Raw genomic sequence first — 20,005 nt, forward strand, 5'->3', positions numbered from 1 at the left:
ACGCGCACCTTGGTTCACTGTAGGAGCAGCCTTGTGCTGCGAAAGGGGCCTTTGATGCAACAGACCACCTTCTGCCTTGCTGGCCTCTTCGCAGCACAAGGCTGCTCCTACAAAGGCTGCGCAAGCTCTGAGGTTTTTGTCAGCCGAACAGGCTGGCCTCGACGTCAAACCCGGCATCGCGCATCTGCGCCAGCTTGTAGCGCAAGGTACGCGGGCTGATCCCCAGGCGTTCGGCCGCCTCTTTGCGGCGGCCGCGCTCGGCGCGCAGGGTGTCGATGATCATCTGGTACTCATGACGACGCATGTCATCGCCCAGCCCGCCAGGCTCGGCCACCACCTCGGGTGATGGCTCGATGCCGGCTGACAATGGAATGGCGCCTGCCAGACAAAAATCCGCCGCCTCGATCACCCCGCCCTGCTGCAGGATCAGCGCCCGCTGCAGGGCGTTGTCCAGTTCGCGTACGTTGCCCGGCCAGGCATACGCCTGCAGGCAGGCCCGGGCCTGGGGCGACAGGTGCACCGGGGCGTGCTTCATCTTGGCCACGTGACGCGCCAACAGGCGCTCGGCCAGTTGCAGGATGTCACCCGGGCGTTCGCGCAGTGGGCGCCAGGCCAGGGGGAACACCGAAAGGCGGTAGTAGAGGTCTTCACGGAAACGCCCGGCCGCCACTTCGCCAGCCAGGTCACGGTTGGTAGTAGCCAGCACACGGATATCCAGGCTGATCGGCTTGCGCCCACCCACCCGCTCCACCTCGCGCTCCTGCAACACCCGCAGCAGCTTGGCCTGCAAGGCCATCGGCATCTCCGAGATCTCATCAAGCAGCAAGGTGCCACCCTCGGCCTGCTCGAACTTGCCGGCCTGGGCGGCAATGGCGCCAGTGAAGGCACCCTTTTCGTGGCCGAACAGCGTGGCCTCGAGCATGTTGTCGGGGATGGCAGCACAATTGATCGCCACGAAGGGCTGCGCCGCCCGCGACGATTGCTGATGAATGAAGCGCGCCAGCACTTCCTTGCCGGTGCCGGACTCGCCCGAAATCAGCACGGTCGAGTCACTGCGCGCCACCCGCGCGGCCAGCTCCAGCAACTGTCGACTGGCTGGTTCGCAGGCCACCGGGCCTTCTTCTTCAGCCACGCGCCCGGCGGCATGCCGCTCGACCAGGCTGAGCAACGCCTTGGGCTCGAACGGCTTGACCAGATAGTCGGCGGCGCCTTGGCGCATCGCCTCGACGGCACGCTCCACCGCGGCATGCGCAGTCATCAGCAACACGGGCAGTTGCGGTTGCTGGCGGCGCAGCTGGGCCAGCAGTTGGTGCCCATCCATGCCTGGCATGTTCACATCGCTGACTACCAGGCTGAAGGCCTCCTCCAGCACCGCTTCCAGCGCTTCTTCGGCACTGCCCACCGCCTGATAGGCGAAGCCGCCGATTTCCAGGGTATCGCCCAGCGCCTGGCGCAATACGCGGTCGTCCTCGACCAGCAGCACCTTGATCGTCATTACATGCCCTCCGCCAGCTGCCCGTCGATCAACGGCAGCTCCACCCGCACACAGGTGCCACGGCCAACCCTGGAGCGCAGGCGCAGCGCACCTTGGTGCGCGCGCACCACGGCCTTGACCACGGCCAGGCCCAGGCCGGTGCCAGTGGCCTTGGTGGTCAGGAACGGCTCGCCCAGGCGGCCGAGCAGGTCGCCATCGATGCCACTGCCGGCGTCGCTTACACACAGGTGCAGGCTGCGCTCGCGACGGAACAGGTGCACCTTCAGTCGCGCCGGGCCGTCGCTGGCTTGCAGCGCATTTTCGATCAGGTTGAGCAATGCACCAACCAGGGTGTCGCGGTTGCACAGCAGCTCACCCAGGTGGCTGTCGCACTGCCAGCGCACGGCGTGCCCTTGCACATGCGCCTGGGCAGCCTGCTGCAGGGCCTGGAACAAGGCTTTTGGCGTGACTCGATCATTCAGCGGCAGCTCGCCCCGAGCGAATACCAGCATGTCGCGCACCTGGTGTTCCAATTCGTGCAGGCGCTCTTTCAGGGTCCCGGCAAAGCGCTGGCGGGTTTCCGCGCTCAGGTCTTGTTCGGGATCAGCCAGGTGGCTGGCGTAGAGCATCGCCGCCGACAGTGGCGTGCGGATCTGGTGCGCCAGCGAGGCGACCATGCGCCCCAGCGAAGACAGGCGCTCGTGGCGAGCCAGCTGGTCTTGCAGGCGACGGGTTTCGGTCAGGTCGTTGAGCAACACCAACTGGCCAGGTTCGGCATCCAGCGAGCGAGTGGCAATGGACAGACGGCGGCCGTCGCGCAGCGAGACTTCGTGACCGTCATCCTTGCGCGGGGCAAAGCTGCGAGCGATCACCTGGCGCCACAGCTGGCCGACCAGCGGCTCGCCGAGCAATTCGCAGGCGGCCGGGTTGGCTTCGCGTACCAGGCCCTGGCCATCGATCACGATCACCCCGCCGGGCAGCAGGTCCAGCAGGTTCTGCAGGCGGTTGGCCAGGCGTTCCTTTTCGCTCAGTTCATCGATGCGCTGGGCGCTGACCACCGCCAGCTCGCCCTTGAGTTCGCTGACCCGGGCTTCCAGCAGGCTATAGGACTGGCTCAGCTGGCTCGAGACCTGATTGAACAGGGCGAAGGCCTGCTCGACACCCTGGCGGCTGTCCTGCTCGATCGGGGGCTGCCCCTGCGGATCGGGGGCTAGGGTTATGTGGGCGGCCTGGGGCATGTTGCTCTCTCGCATGGCTGACCGTCATAAAAACGGTGTGTTGCCAGCGGTGTAGCAATAGCCGTGCCGGAGATGGGGTTTAATGCAGGGTTTGAGATTTTGGTGGGGCGCATATCGTGCGCCGCCGCGGGTATATACGCCTTGACACTTTCTGCGCCTGTGAAATCGAGCGCCGCCCGCGCGGCGCTTCGCGGGTATTCGCCTTGACACTTTCTGCGCCTGTGAGACCGAGCGCCGCCCGCGCGGCGCTTCGCGGGACAAGCCCGCTCCCACATTTGTTGCAACGTGGCCATGCCTGTGGGAGAGGCGTTGCCCGCTTTGGCGGAGAGTTTGAGACTGGAGAGACGGCGGTAGCGCCAGCCGGGAAACCGCGTCAAGGCAACAAGGCTGACAACCATGGCCTGACAGGTTCGGCACGTTGCAACAAATGTGGGAGCGGGCTTGTCCCGCGAAGCGCCGCGCGGGCGGCGCTCGACCTAACAGACACCATCAACGCCAAGCCGAACACCCCGCCCCAGCCGTCAATCCTCCGCCTGTTCCTCGCCGCCCTGGCGGCTCATGCCATACTTGCGCATCTTCTCGACCAAGGTGGTGCGGCGAATGCGCAAACGTTCAGCCGCACGCGCAACGATACCGTTGGCATCGTCCAGCGCCTGCTGGATCAGGCCCTGCTCCAGGCTGCCCAGATAGTCCTTCAGGTCCAGGCCTTCAGGTGGCAGCATGGCGTGGTTGCTGAAGTTCGGCGTATGGCCATTAATCGCCACGCGCTCTTCCAGGTCGCTGCGCAGGCTGTCGACCATCTGCTCGTCTTCGTCATCGACGTAACGGAATTTCTTCGGCAGCTCGGAAACGCCAATCACCCCGTACGGGTGCATGATCGCCATACGCTCGACCAGGCTGGCCAGCTCGCGCACGTTACCCGGCCAGCCGTGGCGACACAGCGACATGATCGACGCGGAGTTGAAGCGGATGGACCCGCGCTTCTCGTGCTCCATACGCGAGATCAGCTCGTTCATCAGCAGCGGGATGTCTTCCACCCGCTCACGCAGCGGCGCCATCTCGATAGGGAACACGTTCAGGCGGTAGTACAGGTCTTCGCGGAACGTACCCTCCTCGATCATGGTCTCGAGGTTCTTGTGGGTCGCGGCAATGATGCGCACATCGATGCTCTGGGTCTTGTTGCTGCCCACGCGCTCGAAGGTACGCTCCTGCAACACGCGCAACAGCTTGACCTGCATCGGCAACGGCATGTCGCCGATTTCGTCAAGGAACAGGGTACCGCCGTTGGCCAGCTCGAAGCGCCCGGCACGGCTGGTGATCGCCCCGGTAAAGGCGCCCTTCTCGTGGCCGAACAGTTCGCTTTCCAGCAACTCGGCCGGGATCGCGCCGCAGTTGACCGGCACGAACGGCGCCTCGCGGCGTTTGGAATGGTAGTGCAGGTTGCGCGCGACCACTTCCTTGCCGGTGCCGGACTCACCCAGGATCAGCACGCTGGCATCGGTATCGGCCACTTGCTGCATCATCTGCCGCACGTGCTGAATGGCACGGCTGGTGCCGACCAGGCTGCGGAACAGGTTGGGTTCGCGCTGGCGACCACGCTCGCGCGCCTGGTCGTACATCTCGCGATAGACCTGGGCACGGTGCAGCGAATCCAGCAGCTGGCTGTAGCTTGGCGGCATTTCCAGGTTGGAAAGCACCCGGCGGCGAAGGTCTTCCGGGAACTCCGCAGAAGAAATTTCACCTAAAAGCAGAACCGGAAGGAACTCATCCCACCCAGTCACTGTCTTAACGAGCCCAAGCACACTGCCCGGGGCATTTACAGTGCCAATAAGCACGCACAGCACTTCGCGACTCGAAGACAACGGCTCGACCACTTGCTGCCAGTCCTGGCTGGAGCAAGCGAGGTTTTCTTCGCCGAGGAAGTTAAGCACCACCGCCAGGTCGCGGCGGCGTGCGCTGTCGTCGTCGATCAGCAGAATCTTGGTTTCACGCCACATGCAATAGCAACTTCCCTAGTCATATCGGCGCCCGAGGGCGTGCTCGACATCATTCCGACTGAATGGTCAGTGTTCGGACGTCTGAAATTCGAAAACAGCCACTAGTAAAGTCAAAAAACACCAGCCAGTCAAATTAATGGCGCATGGCTTTTGGCAACATCTGTGGTCAGGTGAACAAATGGTATACCTTTGCCGCGTTCTTCGCCTGACGGATTTTCGTCATTTCATCCACCAAGGATTGACGTTCGCCACTTGCAACATCGATTAGTTGACGGTATACGGCCAACAACTGCTCAAGGCTACCACGTACTTCCGCTTCGTTTTCATGAGCCTCGGCAAGCACATCGTCGACACACAGCCGGCATTCCAGGTCGAGCTCGCCAACTGTACCCCAGTCGCGATCAGCCAGCGCCGCCAGCAAGGCTTCTCGGGTGTGCTCTATACGGGCGATAACCTCGCTCATGTCATCCTCCTGGCTTAGGAAGCCGCCGACGGGTCGCCGATCGCGTCCCAACCTTCCTTGATGGTGATCAGCAGGCGCGCCACTTCGTCGATGATCTCCGGGTCATTTTTTGCATTGGCTTCGATCAAGCGACGACTCATGTAGGTATACAGGTTGTCCAGATCGGCCAGGGTGTCGGCATGGTTTTCCAGATCCAGGCCTTCACGCAGGCCGCCGATGATGTCGATGGCCTTGCCGATGAGGATACCCTTCTGGGCTATATCATTGCGCGCGATCGCGCCCTTCGCCTGCGCCATGCGATCAAGGCCGCCCTGCATGAGCATCTGCACCAGGCGGTGCGGACTGGCTTCGGATGTCTGTGCCACGCCGTTGACTTTCTGGTATTGCCGAAGGGCCAACATCGGGTTCATGGATCTGCCTCGTTGCTGCGAAAAAGGTTGCGTCTACCCTGTGTATCGCCGCCACGTCAAAAAACTTTAGGGTTAAAACGAAAAGCCCGGCGCGTCTGGCAAACGCTGCCGGGCTTTTGTCACACGGAAAGAATCAGGACTTCTTGGCCTGCGCGTTGATCGCCTCGAAGATCGACGTGATCTGGTCGGCCTGGGCTTTCATCTTGCCTAGGGCAGTGTCCAAGGCCACGTATTTCTTGGTCAGTGATTCGGTCAACGAGTCGGTGCGCCGATCGAGGGCAGCCTGCTGCTCACTCAAGTTCTTGGCAACGTTGCTCAATGCGCTATTACGGCTAGCCAAACTACCATCAGTGGCATTGTACGGGTCAATGGCCTTGTTCATCCGCTCGAAAATGCCATTCGTGCCGGTGAACAACTCCTGCACTTCCGCTCCCAACTTCTTGTCATTCATCGCTGCGGCGAATTTGGTGCTGTTGAACTCCAGAGTGCCGTCTTTTTGTGTGTTGATACCTAACTGACTCAGAGTGGTCAGCTGATCGCCTGCCCCCACTTCGGAAAGCACCTTACGAATATCACCCAACAGCGACCGGGTGGTAGGGTCGTTGGTCAGAGGTCCCAGCACCAGGTTGTCATCGTCATCACGGCTGGTCGAAGTCAGCGACGTAATAGCCTTCTGCAGCGTGTTGTAGGCATCGACAAAACTTTGGATGGAGGTCTTCAGGCCATCATTGTTGGCCGCTACGGTGACCTTGGTTGCCGCCGCGCTCTCACTGATCAACTCCAGGCTCAAACCACTGATCGAATCACTAATGGTATTGGTGGCGCTGGTGATCTTCAGGCCATCGATCGTCAGCTCGGCGTCCTGAGCTATATCGGTAATATAGCCTGCCCCCGTCCCTACCATCTTCTGGGTGCCGACAATATTCAGCTCAGTCTGATCGACATCCCCCTTCAATGAGAGATCATTGCCCGCGCCAGTCTTTGAGGACGTCAACACCAGACGAGCGCCATCCTCACCTGTAATGATGTTGGCACTGATGCCGTTGGCACTCATTTCCTTGTTGATCTGGTCGCGCACGCTTTGCAGCGTGGCGCCAGCGCCGACCTCGATCGTGTAGGCCGTGCCGCCAACTGCGGGATCACCTTGTTCGATCGTCAGGGTTCCCGCGGCAATCGCTTTGGAGGCACCTTCGACAAACGCCTGGCTAGCCACTTTCGAACCCGTTGCCAGCTTTGCTACCTGAATGTCGTAACTACCGGCGACTGCGGTGTTGCCCGAGGTGACCTTGACGACCTTGTCATTGGCCGAAGTAGCCGCATAGGCATTGAACGACGGCGCGGTCTTGTCGTTGAGCTTGGTCATGGCAGTCTGGAAGGCCGTGAGGGCACTACGCAGCGACCCGATTCCGGAGATCATCGCACTGTTGTTACTGGTCTGCCGGGTAATCTGCGCCTGCTTGGCGGCAGTGTCGGACTGGACCAGGACCTTGACGATCGAACCGATGTCCAGACCGGACCCGAGGCCAGTACTGGAGGCGATTGGGCTTGCCATGCTGTTCTCCCTCTCGTTAACCGCCAGCCCACTCCTGCGGGGCCGACATGCTTTACTTCATTGGTACTCGCCGCCAGTCAAACCTTGGCGTCGAACAGAACACTGTTGGCATCACTCAGGCTGCGGGCAATTCGCAACGCCTCTTCCGAGGGCAATTGGCGAATCAACTCACCACTGTCGCTGGCGATGACTTTGACCACGATCTTGCCGGATTCTTCGTCCGTGGAGAACTCCAGATTGCGCTGTGACGCTTTCAAAAATTTTTCGATTTCAGAGACGGCATTCTTGACCTTTTCGGCATCCTTCGCCGCCAGCGAGTCTTTCTTGTCGTCTTCACTGGGTACTGCAGCTTCAACTGCCCGGGTAACCGGCTTTTCGGCAACCTGCTCAACCGAACGTGCGACCGGGTAACTCAGGTTCAGCTTGGCACTCATGTCCATGCCCACCACCTCACGATGAAAAGGCGGGGAAGCGCCACGCATGCACTTCCCCGCCAGCGACTAGGCAGATTAGCCCAGCAGCTTCAGTACTGCCGACGGCAGCTGGTTGGCCTGAGCCAGAACCGAGGTCGAAGCTTGCTGCAGAGTCTGCTGCTTGGTCAGCTGGGCAGTTTCAGCAGCAAAGTCGGTGTCCTGTACACGGCCACGAGCGGCTTCGGCGTTCTCGTTGATGTTCTGCAGGTTGTTGATGGTGCTGGTCAGACGGTTCTGGGCAGCACCCAGATCAGCACGGGTGCTGTTGATGGTTTGCAGAGCGGAGTCGATAGCGTTCACAGCAGCGCTGAAGTTAGCACTGATGGTGCTGTCAGCACCAGAAATCGCGATAGCACCCGAGTTAACACCCAGGGCGGAAGCAGTCAGGTTAGCCAGCTTGATGGAGATCTGGTTTTCAGTACCAGTGTTGGAACCAACCTGGAAGCTCAAGGTGGCAGTGGTGTTGAGCAGGTTCTTGCCGTTCAGCTGGGTGCTGTTGGCGATACGAGTCAGCTCGTCGGACATCGAGGCGAACTCAGTGTTCAGAGCATCACGGTCCTTGTCGCTGTTCGAAGCGTTGTTGGCCTGGATGGCCAGTTCACGCATGCGCTGCAGGATGTTGGTCTGCTCTTGCATCGCACCTTCAGCGGTCTGGGCGATGGAGATACCGTCGTTGGCGTTCTTGATAGCCATGGTCTGACCGCGAATCTGCGAGGTCATACGAGTGGCAATTTGCAGGCCGGCGGCGTCGTCCTTGGCGCTGTTGATTTTCAGGCCGGAAGACAGGCGGGTCATCGAGGTGCTCAGTGCATCGGTAGCACGGTTCAGGTTTTTCTGAACACCCAGAGAGGTGGTGTTGGTGTTAACGGTCAAAGCCATGACGAATTCCTCGTTGGATTGGGTACTACGGCTTCCGGCCTTGGCAATTCGCCGGGTGTGGCACAGAGAACCTTCGTCATGGTTATCGTCGTCAGGGCGCGTTGCTTGAGGTTTTTTTTAAAAAATTTTACTGGCCACCTGCCAGCCCAAGAAAATCAATACGTTGACGCCAAAAAATCTTCGCACGCGTGGAGCATCACCTCAGAGATAGCATCAACCGTGACAATTGACGCCTCACTCCACCTCCCTGTGAAAATGGTCAACATACTCTAAAGTTGCCCGCCACGCGGCCGATCCCAATTTCACTCTCCGCTGTCAGCACGCGAAAGCCCGCGCCTGGCAGCCAGGACCCAAATAGAGCCGCGCAATAAAGGCTCGATACCTTCTGGCCCCCTCCAAGAGCTGATCAGCCATGAATTTATACGTAAACCAGACGAAGAACAGGCCGGCGCTGCGAGATGACATTTACCAGGGCGACATTTTTCTCGACACATCCCTGCGCAGTGCATACGACCTGTGCGCCCTTGCCCGGGCCTCTATCACTCAAGCGTTCGATGGAGAAACCGATCACCAATCGCTGCATAAAATGATGCCGGTGGAAAGTTTCGTTGAGCGGGTAACCGCCCTCAAACGCCATTTCACCAATGGCGGAGAAGCCAAGGCGCTGATCCAGGCGTTCATTCTGGAAATCGGGGCCGATCCAGGCGAATACTTGTTCGATGTGCCACGCGTACGGGTAGTGCCACATTACGATTACCTGCATGCAGGCGTCAGTTATGCCTACAAACCCCACCGGGACACCTGGTACGGCAATGTCGACTGCCAGATCAATACCTGGATGCCGCTGTACTCGCTCAAGCCCGAGCAAACCATGATGATCAACCCTGCCTACTTCAACCGCCCGGTGAACAACTCATCCGACGGCTGGAGCCTGGAGCACTGGATCACCGAACAACGCTTCAAAGCCAAGGAAAACATCACGCAGGAAAACCGCGTGCACCCGGTTCCCTTGGAAGAAATTGATGACCGCTCGGAGCTGCGCATTGCCAGCAACAGCGGCGAGATGCTGATATTCAGTGGCTCCCACTTGCATGGCACCGTGGCCAACACCACCGATCAAGTGCGTTTCAGTGTCGATTTCCGCCTGATTCACTTGCAAGATCTGATCAACAAGCGCGGCGCACCCAACGTAGACAATGGTTGCATCGACGCCCACGCCGGTTTTAAAGACCTTTTCCACGCCAAAGATTTTTCCAGATTCCAGGGAGTCAACCCATGACAAAGCGCCGCCTGACTGCTGCGGAAGTTGAGTACAACGAAAAACGCGCCACCGTGCTGAGCAAGGTAGACGCGCAGTACGTTGCCGATGCACCGTTCGTGTTTGCCAACCGAATCACCGTGACAGCCGCGCTATCGCGCATGGAGCTGTTCAAGATGGTGCAGGACGTACCCGGCGCAATCGTCGAATGCGGCGTCTACAAGGGCAACTCATTGATGCTCTACATGCACCTGTCAATGATTCTGGAACCGTATGCAATCAATCGCTCGATCATTGGTTTCGATACTTTCCAAGGATTTGCCAGCATCGACAAAGAGAATGATCCGACGGACATCAACGAAACGATGTTCTCCGACACCGATGACTCGATTCTTCAGGAAATGATCGACACTAATGACCTGGTGCGCCCGGTCAATCGCATTCCGCGCTGCGAGATCATCAAAGGCGACATCCTCGAGACCGTACCTGCCTTCGTCAAGACCCGCCCCGACCTCGTGGTGGCGATGCTGATTCTTGACACCGACCTGTATGCTTCGACCAAAGTAGCCTTGGAAACCTTCCTGCCTTACATGCCAAAAGGTGCGATCGTAGTACTCGACGAAGTCGCCTACCGTAACTTCCCCGGCGAGACCGCCGCATTGCGCGACGTGCTGGATCTGAACAAAATCGAACTCAAGCGTCTCCCGTTCGATTCAACCGTGGGCTATTTCCGCGTCTGATACCGCAACAATCGTCCGATGCCTTGCAGTGGCATCGGACGATCCATCGGCACAATCTTACTCAGGCGCCCTTTCGAGGATCGCCGACCCCCAAGACAGCCCCACACCAAAGCCGCTGAGCGCCACGCGCCTGTGCTGCGAACCGAGCACGTGCTTTTCGAGCAGTAGTGGAATGCTTGACGACACCGTGTTGCCGGTTTCCACCATATCCTTGACGAACTTCTGCTTATATTCGCCCTCGACAAAGCGCGACGACACCGCGTCGACGATCGCGGCGCTCCCCTGATGCAAGCAGTACAGATCGATATCGTCAGCCTGCAACTTGCTGGCTTCGAGCAACTGCTGCAGGTGTGCAGGCACCTTGACCAAGGCGAAGTTGTAAACCTGGCGACCATTCATGAAGAACTTGCCGTCGGTGGTACGTAGGTGCTCGGCACCGGCACCATCGCTGCCGAACAACGACCTGCCCAACTGCCAGGCGGCACCCTCACCCATCCAAGTGGCCGTGGCGGCATCACCAAACAACATGGTGGTGTTGCGATCCTCCGGGTCGACGATCTTCGAATAGGGGTCGGCGGTGATCAACAAGCCGTTTCTCAGGCCTGCGGCCTCCATGAAGCCTTTCATCGCATAAAGGCCGTAGACATAACCCGAACAGCCCAGCGAGATGTCAAAAGCGGCAACCGCTGTCGACAGGCCGAGCTTGTGCTGTACGATCGCCGCCGTATGCGGCAAACCTTCGGCATCACCGTTCTGAGTGACCACGATCACCACATCGATGGATGCCGGGTCCAGGGATGGATTGACAGCGAACAGGTTTTTCGCGGCCTCTACGCAGAGGTCGGACGTTTCCTGGGCAGCATCCTTGCGCGGCAAAAAGGTCGAACCGATCTTGCCGAAGATAAAATCCTGGTCCTTGCCGAATTTCGCGCCCTGGGCGTAGTTGTCCACGCCGTCAGTCGGCACGTAACTGGCGATACTTTTAATGCCAATCATATGGCTTCCCAATTCAGTAACAGCGAAATACCCGCCACGGAACCAAACGGCAAAACGCCAGGCGATGCGGTGGTTTCCGATCCCTGACAATTTGTTCGGAGCGGCGCGGCGGTTCCCGGTTTCGACAATATACAGTGAAGATGCGCGTTCTGACTCTCAAGTCACGCTCTTTTTGTCGAATCGACAAACCGGTGCGGCTGCGCCCACAAAAAAGCCATAACCGCCGCGAGGCGGTCATGGCTTGGCGTAGTTCCGCAACAGATGTCAGGCGATCAACGCCTGCCAATCAACCCGGCCATCCAGATCAAGGCTGAATAGCTTGCCGTCCAGACTATGGTTGGCGTTATAGCAAGTGTCCTGAGCCAATGCGTGCGCCCAGCGCTCACGCATGTGTGGGCAGGCCATCGCATCGTCGCCCACCAGAACATGCCGTACGGCCTGGGCCTGTGGTGTCCACACTATCAATAGGCCCGCCGCCACTGCTTGCAGGCACAGGTCGACGTGCGCGGCGCGCAGATTCGGTGACTGCTCTTCGAGCCCACCGACAGCGTGCAACAGTTCCGCACGTAGCATGATACAACCCGACACCGCCGAAACACCGTGTTCCACCTGAAGGCGCTGCATGTAACCAGGCGAATCCCTGGATTCGCCGACGAACGCGGCACGTACACCCGCCTGCCCTGCCAGCACAAGCCCAGCCTCGACCACCCGTCCCTCGGGGTTCAGCAACTTGCCACCCACTACACCCACTTCCGGACGCTGGGCGTGATTGAGCATACCTTCCAGCCAGTTGGCGTTAAGCACCTCGAGCTCGCTGTCCAGCAGCACCAGATACTCGCCCTGCGCCTGCTGAATGGCCAGATTGAGCATCGCAACCGGCGCTAGGGCGCGCTCGCTACGGACCACCCGCAACCGGCTCCCTCCTAACTGCAAGCTAGCCAGCCAATCGCACAGCTCGGGCGACTGGCTGGCATTGTCAGCAACGAGAATTTCATGCTGCTGATAGCGGGTGCGCTGCAACAGGCTGAGCAGGCACGCTTGCAACGCTGTGAAGTTGTCCTGGCAGTGCACGATGATCGAAACCATCGGCCGCGCCTCATGCCGATAGTCAACGGCCAACGTTCCCGGACGGACCGACCCGACCGACACCGCATACCCCCGCTGGGCCACATGCTGTACCAGCACGGCACGCTCTTGATCGTGCCGGCTATTGTCAGGCGCAGAGCAGAGCAACAGTGGCTCCGCCAGGTGGGCAAGGCCCGCCATACCTCCTTTGCCGATCAAGCGCAGTAACAGATCGAACTCCAGCGCCTGCGGGTAACGCGCGTCGAACCCACCTGCCTCCAACCACAGGTCGCGACGCACCAGCCAGTGCCGAGCCATCAGCCCAGGCACGCTCTGCAGCAGATCCAAGTTGATGCCTGGACGCATGACATCGCTCAGCAAGCCGTTGGCCTGTTCCTGCAATTCGTCCATCGCCACGGCACGCACCCCTTCGACGCCTAGCAACTCGAGCCCAGCACGCATCAGGCCGCCGGCGGTGAACTGATCACCACTTTCGGCCAGCATGATCCAGTCAGTGCCCAGTTGCCTGGCCGCCTCGTTCATGCGTTGAACATGATCCTGCTCGGTAACCTTGATGAAATGCACAGTCTGCTGCGGCTTTGTCACCGACGGCAGCTCTCCGGTGGTCAATACAACCACCTTGAAGGCGCGCGAGTAGCCGTTCATGAGACTGTCGAAGGTAGCCTGGAGCTTGACGATGTCGGCTTGCAGATCGAGCAATAAAATGCCAAAGCTCGGACCGCCATGATGCTTGTCCAGACGCTTGGCAGCCTGGCGTACCAACTCGTCGCCTGGCTCACGAGCCTTGAGCCAATTAAGCAGCCGCCCCGAGGACATACTGCTTAACAACACCTCGTTGTCGAAGCCAGGAAGCGACTCCAACCGGCACAACCAGTCACGTAATTGCTCCGCTTCGGCCTGGGCTTGGTCGTCCTGCTCCAGTTGCATCAACAGGCGCTCGACCACCGTCCGGTTGAACGGGTTGATGACAAGCGCCTCCCAGAGGCGAGTGCGCAGGGCAGTGGTATCATCACTGGCACGCGCCTGGAGCAAACGCCATTGCCTTTGCAGGATCGATTCCAGTTCGGTGAGCTGATGACGCCCGGCCGGCATGGCATGGATATGGAATTCGATCTCGGTCAGCAAGTCGAAGAACGCCTTGTTGTAGAACGGAAGTTCCACGAACTGCTGCTCGCCAAAGATTCGTTTAGGTTCGTACATCGGTCGCTGCCATTCGGAGCGAACAATCGGGCAAGCTTGTAGCGCACGCCCCGTCAGCAACCCGTCGGCCATGCTCTTGAAGCTTTCGAGGGCGATCTGCTTGACCGCAGCGGCGCCCCTGCTGCTCAACTCGGTAGGAATCGATGCAAGAAACTCTGCAAAGACTTCACGCCCCTGGCGTGACTTCTCGTCCTGCAAGGCAAGCACCGTGAGTACGTTGGTGCCATGCTCAGAACCGCCATAGTTGCCCTCTCGAACCGCAAAGGGAATCGGCAGAATTCGAGCCTTGGCATTGGCCAGCAGGTAGAAAGCGTGGCCGATTTCCTGCCATTCGAAGCTGGTGCCCAACGGCAGCAGCTCATACCACTGCTGCAACAGGTCAGTGCGGGTAACGGCGTAAAAAGGCGGGAGGAACTGGCCCATGAACTCCAGCAAGCGCTGCTCTGGATCTTGCGAACAGTAGTCTTCCTGCACCCGATTATCACGTTTGTAGTACTCGACCTGCGCGCCACCGGGCACATACATCATCCCGTAACCATGGCAAAGACCGTAATCAGAGTGCTGCTCAAGGAACTCCACCGAGCGGGTTATGCTGTCATGCAGCAGGAAGTCGTCGACCGCAATGAAGAGCATGAACGGCGTGACGACCTGCTTGACCCCGAAAGCCAGCTTTTCCAGCAATGCAGTGTAAGAAAACTGCGGTAGATGGCGGTAATCGACATCTGGGTAATCGCGAGCAATTTCATCGTCAGCCTTCAGCGACGAATCCAGCACCAGGATGCTGGCCGGGTAGTTGCGGTAGTAGCACAAGGCCCGGCGCAAAAAATCTGGGCGGTTGTGGGTAAGCAACACCAATGTGAGGCGATCCTTGAGCGATGCGTCGCCCCGGTGCTGTACATGTGCTTGCATATCTGCTTCTGCCTGTTGGTTGGTTCAGCGCACTCGGCGCAGGTAGCCATCACGCGCCACGGTGATCAGCAGCTTGTCGTGGATTTCGGCATCGATGACGAAGTCCTCGGTTTCCTTCAGGTAAGCCCACACAGCAGTGCGCGGGTTGTCGCCAACACCCCATGGCCGATCAGGGAAGGCATCGGCAGGCATGTCCTCGACCACCGTATCCATCACCACGCAGTAGCAGTCTTGCGACACTAACGGCGCGTAGGCGCGCAGTTCGGCCAGCACGTGGTCGTGGGTGTGGTTGGAATCGAGCACGACGATGACCTTCTTGCCCTCGGCCAGCATCCGCACCCGCTCGACAACGGCCGGGTCGATGCTGGAGCCTTCGATCATGCTGATACGCTTGAACATTGGGTGACTTTCGATGGCTTCGCGATTATGTGGACGGATATCGCGATCGATGCCAAGGACCTCACCATGCCCCACCAACTCCATCATCGACGCGTAATAGATGATCGAACCGCCATGAGCGATGCCACATTCGATGATCAAGTCAGGCTTGAGTTTCCAGATCAGCTCCTGCATGGCAACCATGTCCTGGGGCAGCTGGATGATCGGGCGGCCCATCCAGCTGAAGTGGTAGGTGTATTTGTGCTTGGCCGATTCGTTGTAGAAGACCTGGGCCAGTTCGCCCAGCGCCGCATCGTTGCCTTGGGCACGGATCTCGGCCTGGCATTCTTCGGCGAATACCTGTAGTGGCGTTTTGTCGCTCATTTGCAGCCTCTTGAAAAGTGTTGGCCCGACAGCGTCAGCGGTGCAAGGGCTCGATAGTGGATTGCAGCATGCGCTGCAAACGATCGGTCACCGCCCAGAACGCCATCGGCTCATGGGTTGGATAAGGGTAATAACCAAGATTCAGGCTCAGGCTGGCTCCTCGCTCACGCAGACGCTGCTCGACCAGACTGCGCACTGCAACCGGCTGACCACTGGCGCAATTGACCACCCCTGAGAATTCGCGACAGTGCAACACACCAGCCAGCTGGCGGGCGGCATCGGTAATCGGCTGAAAGTCGCGCAACTGCTCGCCACCGGACATGGCGAACGATGCCTCGCTGCTATCAATGGCTCGATCGAGCCCTGCCAGCAGGCTGTTGGGGTTCTGCCCCTGACCATACAGGTAGAACAGTCGCGCCCATTGCAGAGTGAATGGCCGATGCAACTGCAATGCCTGGAGGAACTGGTGCAGGCTGTGCTTAGCCAAGCCATAGGGGTTGGTCGGGCGCGCCGGACATTGTTCGTCCAGCGGGCCGCTCTGCATCCCGTACTCGAAGCAGGTGCCGGTGACCAGCACCTGTCGTACACCAGCCTCGACCGCGTGCTTGATGAAGCGGTAGTCGGCCATCAGGTTCTGCTCCAGATGGAACAGCGCCTGGTAGTTGGGCAGTCCCGGCCAGGCCAGGTGAGCAAGGGCGTCGATACCATCGACCCAACTGGCCACCGCTGCGGCGTCGGCCAACTGCAGGTCACCGGCAACGAACTCCACTTGGTCGAACCACGCCATGCCCCGTGCGCGCTCGACGTCACGCGCCAAGGCGCGCACGCGACAACCGCGGGCCAGCAGTTCGGCCACCAGATGGCGGCCAACGAAACCAGTGGCGCCGGTTACCAGTACATGCAATGCGGTCATAGCACGGTCAACTCGGGGACGGCGATGACGAACTGCCCGCCCCACTCACGGATGCCGGCCTGCTGCTCGCTGATTTCGTGCAGCAGATTCCACGGCAGCACCAGCACATAGTCCGGCTGTTCCTCGGCCAGGCGCTCGGGCGCCACTATCGGAATGCGGCTACCAGGCAGGAACTTGCCCTGCTTGTGCGGGCTGGTGTCGGCCACCCAGGCCAACAGGTCAGCCTTGACCCCGGCATAGTTGAGTAAGGTGTTGCCCTTGGCGGCAGCGCCGTAACCCACCACGCGCTTGCCAGCAGCCTTGGCGTCGAGCAGGAAACGCAGCAGCTGCAGCTTGATACGCTCGGCGGCAGGCGCCAAGGTGGAGTAGAAGCCAGCGCTGCGCACGCCCACGTCGTTCTCCAGCGCCAGCAGGCCGGTGACGGCCGGCTCCACCGTACGGCGCTGGCCATCAGTGCGTTGCACGAACACCCGCAGTGAACCACCGTGAGTCGGCAGCTCCTGCACGTCGAATATTTCCAGGCCGTTGCGCTGGCAGAGGATCTGCACCGCCGTAAGCGACAAATAGGAATAGTGCTCGTGATAAAGCGTATCGAACTGGTGCTCGGCGATCAGCGACAGCAAATGCGGGAATTCGAACGTGGCCACGCCGGTCGGCTTAAGCAAGGTGGCGAAGCCACCGAGGAAGTCATTGATGTCCGGCACATGGGCGAGCACGTTGTTGGCCGCCATCAGGTCGGCACTCCAGCCTTCGGCCACCAGTTGCGTCGCCACGTCGCGACCGAAGAACACTTCGCGGATCTCCAGTCCTTTGGCACGCGCCGCATCGGCAGTGCTGCGGGTCGGCTCGACCCCCAGGCAGGGAATACCGCGCCGGGCGACGTACTGCAACAAGTAGCCATCGTTGGCAGCGATCTCCACCACACGGCTGTCGGCGCTCAGCGCGAAGCGCTCGGCCATACCAGCCACATAGGCTTCGGCATGGCCCAGCCAGGAACTGGAATAGGAACTGAAGTAGGCATAGTCCGCATCGAACAGCTGCTCGGCGCGGGTATAATCCTCGGTCTGTACCAGCCAGCATTGCTCGCACACTGACACCTTCAACGGTACCCACTGTTCAGCCCCGGCCAGTTGCTCGGCACGCAGGTAGGCGTTGGAAGGCGGCGCTGTGCCCAGATCGATCAACGGCAGGTGCAGGGCGCTGCCACAACCACGGCAATTCATACGGTCACTCCGGTAAAGCGGCTGTCCAGCCAAGGATGCATTTCATCCCGGGCCGAGAGGTTGATCACGGGCAACGGCCAGGCGATGGCCAAGCGCGGGTCAAGCACCGACAGACCACCCTCATGCTCCGGGGCATAGTCGGCGCTGTGCAGGTAAAGCAGCTCGGCATCGTCGCTCAGCGCCTGGAAACCGTGGGCGAAACCGGCAGGTACCAGCAAGCTATTGCCCTCACCGGCCTTGAGGTGCTCGGCATGCCATTGCAGGAAGGTCGGCGAATCGGCACGCAGGTCAACCACCACGTCCCACACTTCACCCTGCAGGCAGGTGATGTACTTGCTCTCCGGCTGCGGCCCGACCTGATAATGCAAACCGCGCACGCTACCGCGCCCGCGAGTCAGCGAGCAGTTGATCTGGCGGATGTGGAACGGCGCTCCGAAACGCTCCAGGCTGCCTTCGCAGTAAAGCCGCGAGAATGCACCACGGGCATCCTCATGGCGGCGATGATCGACGCGGGCTAGGCCCTGCAATGGCAAGGGGTGCAAGGTGTACTCGCTCACAACGACTCCTGATACAAGCTCAACTGGGTCAGACAGACTGCACGCATGTCCATACCCTTACGCCAGGCCAGGTGCCAGCCTAGGGTTCGCTCCAGGCATTCGTTGAGCGTCCAGCGTGGTCGCCAGCCAAGCAGCTGGCGGGCTCGAGAGCTGTCCAGGCGTAGCAGCCCGGCTTCGTGCAGGTCGCTCGTCTCGACCTTGACCCCTGGGGCCAGAGGCCACTGCCCAGCCAGCAACTGGACCACCTCACCGACACTGCGCATGTCGTCGTCACCCGGGCCGAAGTTCCATGCACCTGCATAGCGCTGGCCCTGCTCGTATAGGCTGGCGGCCAGCAGCAGGTATCCGGCCAGCGGCTCCAGGGCATGCTGCCAAGGGCGCACCGCCTGGGGGAAACGCAGCGTCACCTGCTCGTCAGCAGACCACGCCTTGAGCACGTCGGGGATCAGCCGATCGGGCGAGAAGTCTCCTCCGCCCAGCACATTGCCGGCGCGTGCGGTTGCCAGGCTCAGGCCATGGTCGGCGTACCGCTCGGCAGGGAAGAATGACGCCGCGTAGGACTGTGCAAGAATCTCGCAGCAGGCCTTGCTGCTGCTGTACGGATCATGACCACCGAGCGCTTCGTTCTCGCGGTACGACCAGACCCACTCCTGGTTGGCGTAGACCTTGTCGGTGGTCACCACCACGCAGGCGCGCACGCCGCCTACCTGCCGCACGGCCTCTAGCAGATTGAGGGTCCCCATGACATTGCTCGAATAGGTGCCCAACGGGTCGCGGTACCCTTCACGCACCAGCGGCTGGGCTGCCAGGTGCAAGACAATTTCCGGCTGCACTTCGGCGACCAGTTCCAGCAGAACGCCAAGATCACGCACATCACCACGGCGATCATCGATGCCCTCGCCAACCCGTGCCAGATCGAACAGGTTCGGCTCGGTCGATGGGTCGAGGGCGAAACCGGTGACCTGAGCGCCCAGGCTCTGCAGCCAGAGCACCAGCCAGCTGCCCTTGAAACCAGTGTGACCAGTGACCAGGACGCGCTTACCGGCCCAGAACGCGGGACTCAAGCCCACTGTTTCCATGGCGCCTCCCCGCTGCTCCACAACTGTTCGAGGTGGTTCTTGTCGCGCAAGGTATCCATGGGGTGCCAGAAGCCGTCGTGCTCGAACGACATCAGCTGGCCTTGCTGGGCCAGGGTGGCCAACGGTTCGGCCTCCCACGGCATAGCATCACCGACAATATAGGGGATGACCTTGGGAGAGAGCACGAAGAAGCCACCATTGATCCAACCTCCATCACCGCGCGGTTTCTCGCTGAAACCTCGCACCCGGTCGCCCTCGCGCTCCAGTGCTCCGTATCGACCTGGCGGCTGTACCGCTGTGACAGTGGCGAGTTTGCCGTGACCGAGATGGAAGTCAACCAACGCACCGATGTTCAGATCAGAGACGCCATCACCATAGGTGAAGCAAAACGACTCCTCGTCTTCCAGGTATCTGGCAACACGACGCAAGCGGCCACCGGTCATGGTATCGTCACCAGTATCCACCAACGTCACACGCCATGGCTCGCTGTAGTTCTGATGCACATCCATACGGTTGGCACGCATGTCGAATGTGACGTCGGAGGTATGCAGGAAGTAGTTGGCGAAGAAGTCCTTGATCGCGTACCCCTTGTAGCCGAGGCAGATCACGAAGTCGTGGATGCCGTGCGCCGAATACTGCTTCATGATGTGCCAAAGAATTGGCTTGCCACCGATCTCGATCATCGGTTTGGGCTTGAGGTGTGACTCTTCGCTGATACGCGTGCCGAGCCCACCCGCCAGAATGACTGCCTTCATCGATTTCCTCATGTGCTTCGCGCCCCAGGTCCGCCCGGGTG

18 protein-coding genes are annotated in these 20,005 nt (G+C 60.2%); 2 read left to right on the forward strand and 16 right to left on the reverse strand.

Going from position 1 to position 20,005, the window contains the following annotated elements; genetic code table 11:
- Positions 1–139: 139 nt before the first annotated feature.
- From ACK56M_RS20690 to ACK56M_RS20725, 8 genes are all read right to left on the reverse strand, one after another.
- Positions 140–1,495, reverse strand: a complete 1,356-nt coding sequence (locus ACK56M_RS20690; RefSeq protein ID WP_047595711.1) for a sigma-54-dependent transcriptional regulator — start codon at positions 1,493–1,495, stop codon at positions 140–142.
- Complete coding sequence (locus tag ACK56M_RS20695; protein WP_225903922.1) at positions 1,495–2,712, reverse strand: sensor histidine kinase; 1,218 nt, start codon at positions 2,710–2,712, stop codon at positions 1,495–1,497. Before ACK56M_RS20695 ends, ACK56M_RS20690 begins: the two co-directional genes overlap by 1 nt.
- Before the next feature lie 521 nt (positions 2,713–3,233).
- Positions 3,234–4,709: a transcriptional regulator FleQ gene (gene fleQ, locus ACK56M_RS20700; RefSeq protein WP_411958965.1), complete on the reverse strand. Its 1,476-nt coding sequence runs from the start codon at positions 4,707–4,709 to the stop codon at positions 3,234–3,236.
- A 166-nt stretch (positions 4,710–4,875) separates the two neighbouring features.
- Positions 4,876–5,172, reverse strand: a complete 297-nt coding sequence (locus ACK56M_RS20705; RefSeq protein ID WP_191472267.1) for a flagellar protein FliT — start codon at positions 5,170–5,172, stop codon at positions 4,876–4,878.
- Between the two features lie 14 nt (positions 5,173–5,186).
- Positions 5,187–5,582 (reverse strand): flagellar export chaperone FliS, encoded by a 396-nt coding sequence (gene fliS, locus ACK56M_RS20710; RefSeq protein ID WP_054573108.1) that lies wholly within the window; start codon positions 5,580–5,582, stop codon positions 5,187–5,189.
- 133 nt (positions 5,583–5,715) lie between these two features.
- Positions 5,716–7,134, reverse strand: a complete 1,419-nt coding sequence (gene fliD / locus ACK56M_RS20715; RefSeq protein WP_054573107.1) for a flagellar filament capping protein FliD — start codon at positions 7,132–7,134, stop codon at positions 5,716–5,718.
- 77 nt (positions 7,135–7,211) lie between these two features.
- Positions 7,212–7,574, reverse strand: a complete 363-nt coding sequence (locus ACK56M_RS20720) for a flagellar protein FlaG (protein WP_054573106.1) — start codon at positions 7,572–7,574, stop codon at positions 7,212–7,214.
- Between the two features lie 69 nt (positions 7,575–7,643).
- A complete protein-coding gene (locus tag ACK56M_RS20725; RefSeq protein WP_054573105.1) occupies positions 7,644–8,486 on the reverse strand; it encodes a flagellin domain-containing protein in 843 nt (280 codons plus the stop codon).
- A gap of 412 nt (positions 8,487–8,898) precedes the next feature.
- On the opposite strand from ACK56M_RS20725, the gene ACK56M_RS20730 reads away from it, so the two are divergent.
- Positions 8,899–9,765, forward strand: coding sequence for a hypothetical protein (locus tag ACK56M_RS20730; RefSeq protein ID WP_054573104.1), 867 nt, complete (start codon positions 8,899–8,901; stop codon positions 9,763–9,765).
- On the forward strand, positions 9,762–10,484 hold the full coding sequence (locus tag ACK56M_RS20735) for a TylF/MycF/NovP-related O-methyltransferase (RefSeq protein WP_054573103.1): 723 nt from the start codon (positions 9,762–9,764) through the stop codon (positions 10,482–10,484). The genes ACK56M_RS20730 and ACK56M_RS20735 overlap by 4 nt, the downstream gene beginning before the upstream one ends.
- Positions 10,485–10,541: 57 nt before the next feature.
- Here ACK56M_RS20735 and ACK56M_RS20740 read toward each other — a convergent pair whose 3' ends face one another.
- The 8 genes from ACK56M_RS20740 to rfbF all read right to left on the reverse strand — a co-directional run bounded on the left by ACK56M_RS20740 (position 10,542) and on the right by rfbF (position 19,964).
- The gene (locus ACK56M_RS20740; RefSeq protein ID WP_054573102.1) at positions 10,542–11,480 is read right to left on the reverse strand and encodes a ketoacyl-ACP synthase III; all 939 of its coding nucleotides are present in this window, start codon (positions 11,478–11,480) and stop codon (positions 10,542–10,544) included.
- A 264-nt stretch (positions 11,481–11,744) separates the two neighbouring features.
- Positions 11,745–14,675, reverse strand: coding sequence for a glycosyltransferase family 2 protein (locus ACK56M_RS20745; protein WP_054573101.1), 2,931 nt, complete (start codon positions 14,673–14,675; stop codon positions 11,745–11,747).
- A gap of 24 nt (positions 14,676–14,699) precedes the next feature.
- Positions 14,700–15,437: a cephalosporin hydroxylase family protein gene (locus tag ACK56M_RS20750; protein WP_054573100.1), complete on the reverse strand. Its 738-nt coding sequence runs from the start codon at positions 15,435–15,437 to the stop codon at positions 14,700–14,702.
- Positions 15,438–15,471: 34 nt separating this feature from the next.
- Positions 15,472–16,350 carry an NAD-dependent epimerase/dehydratase family protein gene (locus ACK56M_RS20755; RefSeq protein WP_054573099.1) on the reverse strand — a complete coding sequence of 293 codons (879 nt, stop codon included), beginning with the start codon at positions 16,348–16,350 and terminating at the stop codon, positions 15,472–15,474.
- On the reverse strand, positions 16,347–17,573 hold the full coding sequence (locus tag ACK56M_RS20760; RefSeq protein ID WP_054573098.1) for a class I SAM-dependent methyltransferase: 1,227 nt from the start codon (positions 17,571–17,573) through the stop codon (positions 16,347–16,349). The genes ACK56M_RS20755 and ACK56M_RS20760 overlap by 4 nt, the downstream gene beginning before the upstream one ends.
- A complete protein-coding gene (locus ACK56M_RS20765; RefSeq protein ID WP_054573097.1) occupies positions 17,570–18,130 on the reverse strand; it encodes a dTDP-4-dehydrorhamnose 3,5-epimerase family protein in 561 nt (186 codons plus the stop codon). Before ACK56M_RS20765 ends, ACK56M_RS20760 begins: the two co-directional genes overlap by 4 nt.
- Entirely contained in the window at positions 18,127–19,209 is a 1,083-nt protein-coding gene (rfbG, locus tag ACK56M_RS20770; RefSeq protein ID WP_054573096.1) for a CDP-glucose 4,6-dehydratase, read from the reverse strand. Before rfbG ends, ACK56M_RS20765 begins: the two co-directional genes overlap by 4 nt.
- Positions 19,191–19,964 carry a glucose-1-phosphate cytidylyltransferase gene (gene rfbF, locus ACK56M_RS20775; protein ID WP_054573095.1) on the reverse strand — a complete coding sequence of 258 codons (774 nt, stop codon included), beginning with the start codon at positions 19,962–19,964 and terminating at the stop codon, positions 19,191–19,193. The genes rfbG and rfbF overlap by 19 nt, the downstream gene beginning before the upstream one ends.
- Positions 19,965–20,005: the final 41 nt, after the last annotated feature.

This window comes from Pseudomonas sp. s4 (genome assembly GCF_046764235.1).
Lineage (GTDB): Bacteria > Pseudomonadota > Gammaproteobacteria > Pseudomonadales > Pseudomonadaceae > Aquipseudomonas > Aquipseudomonas asiatica.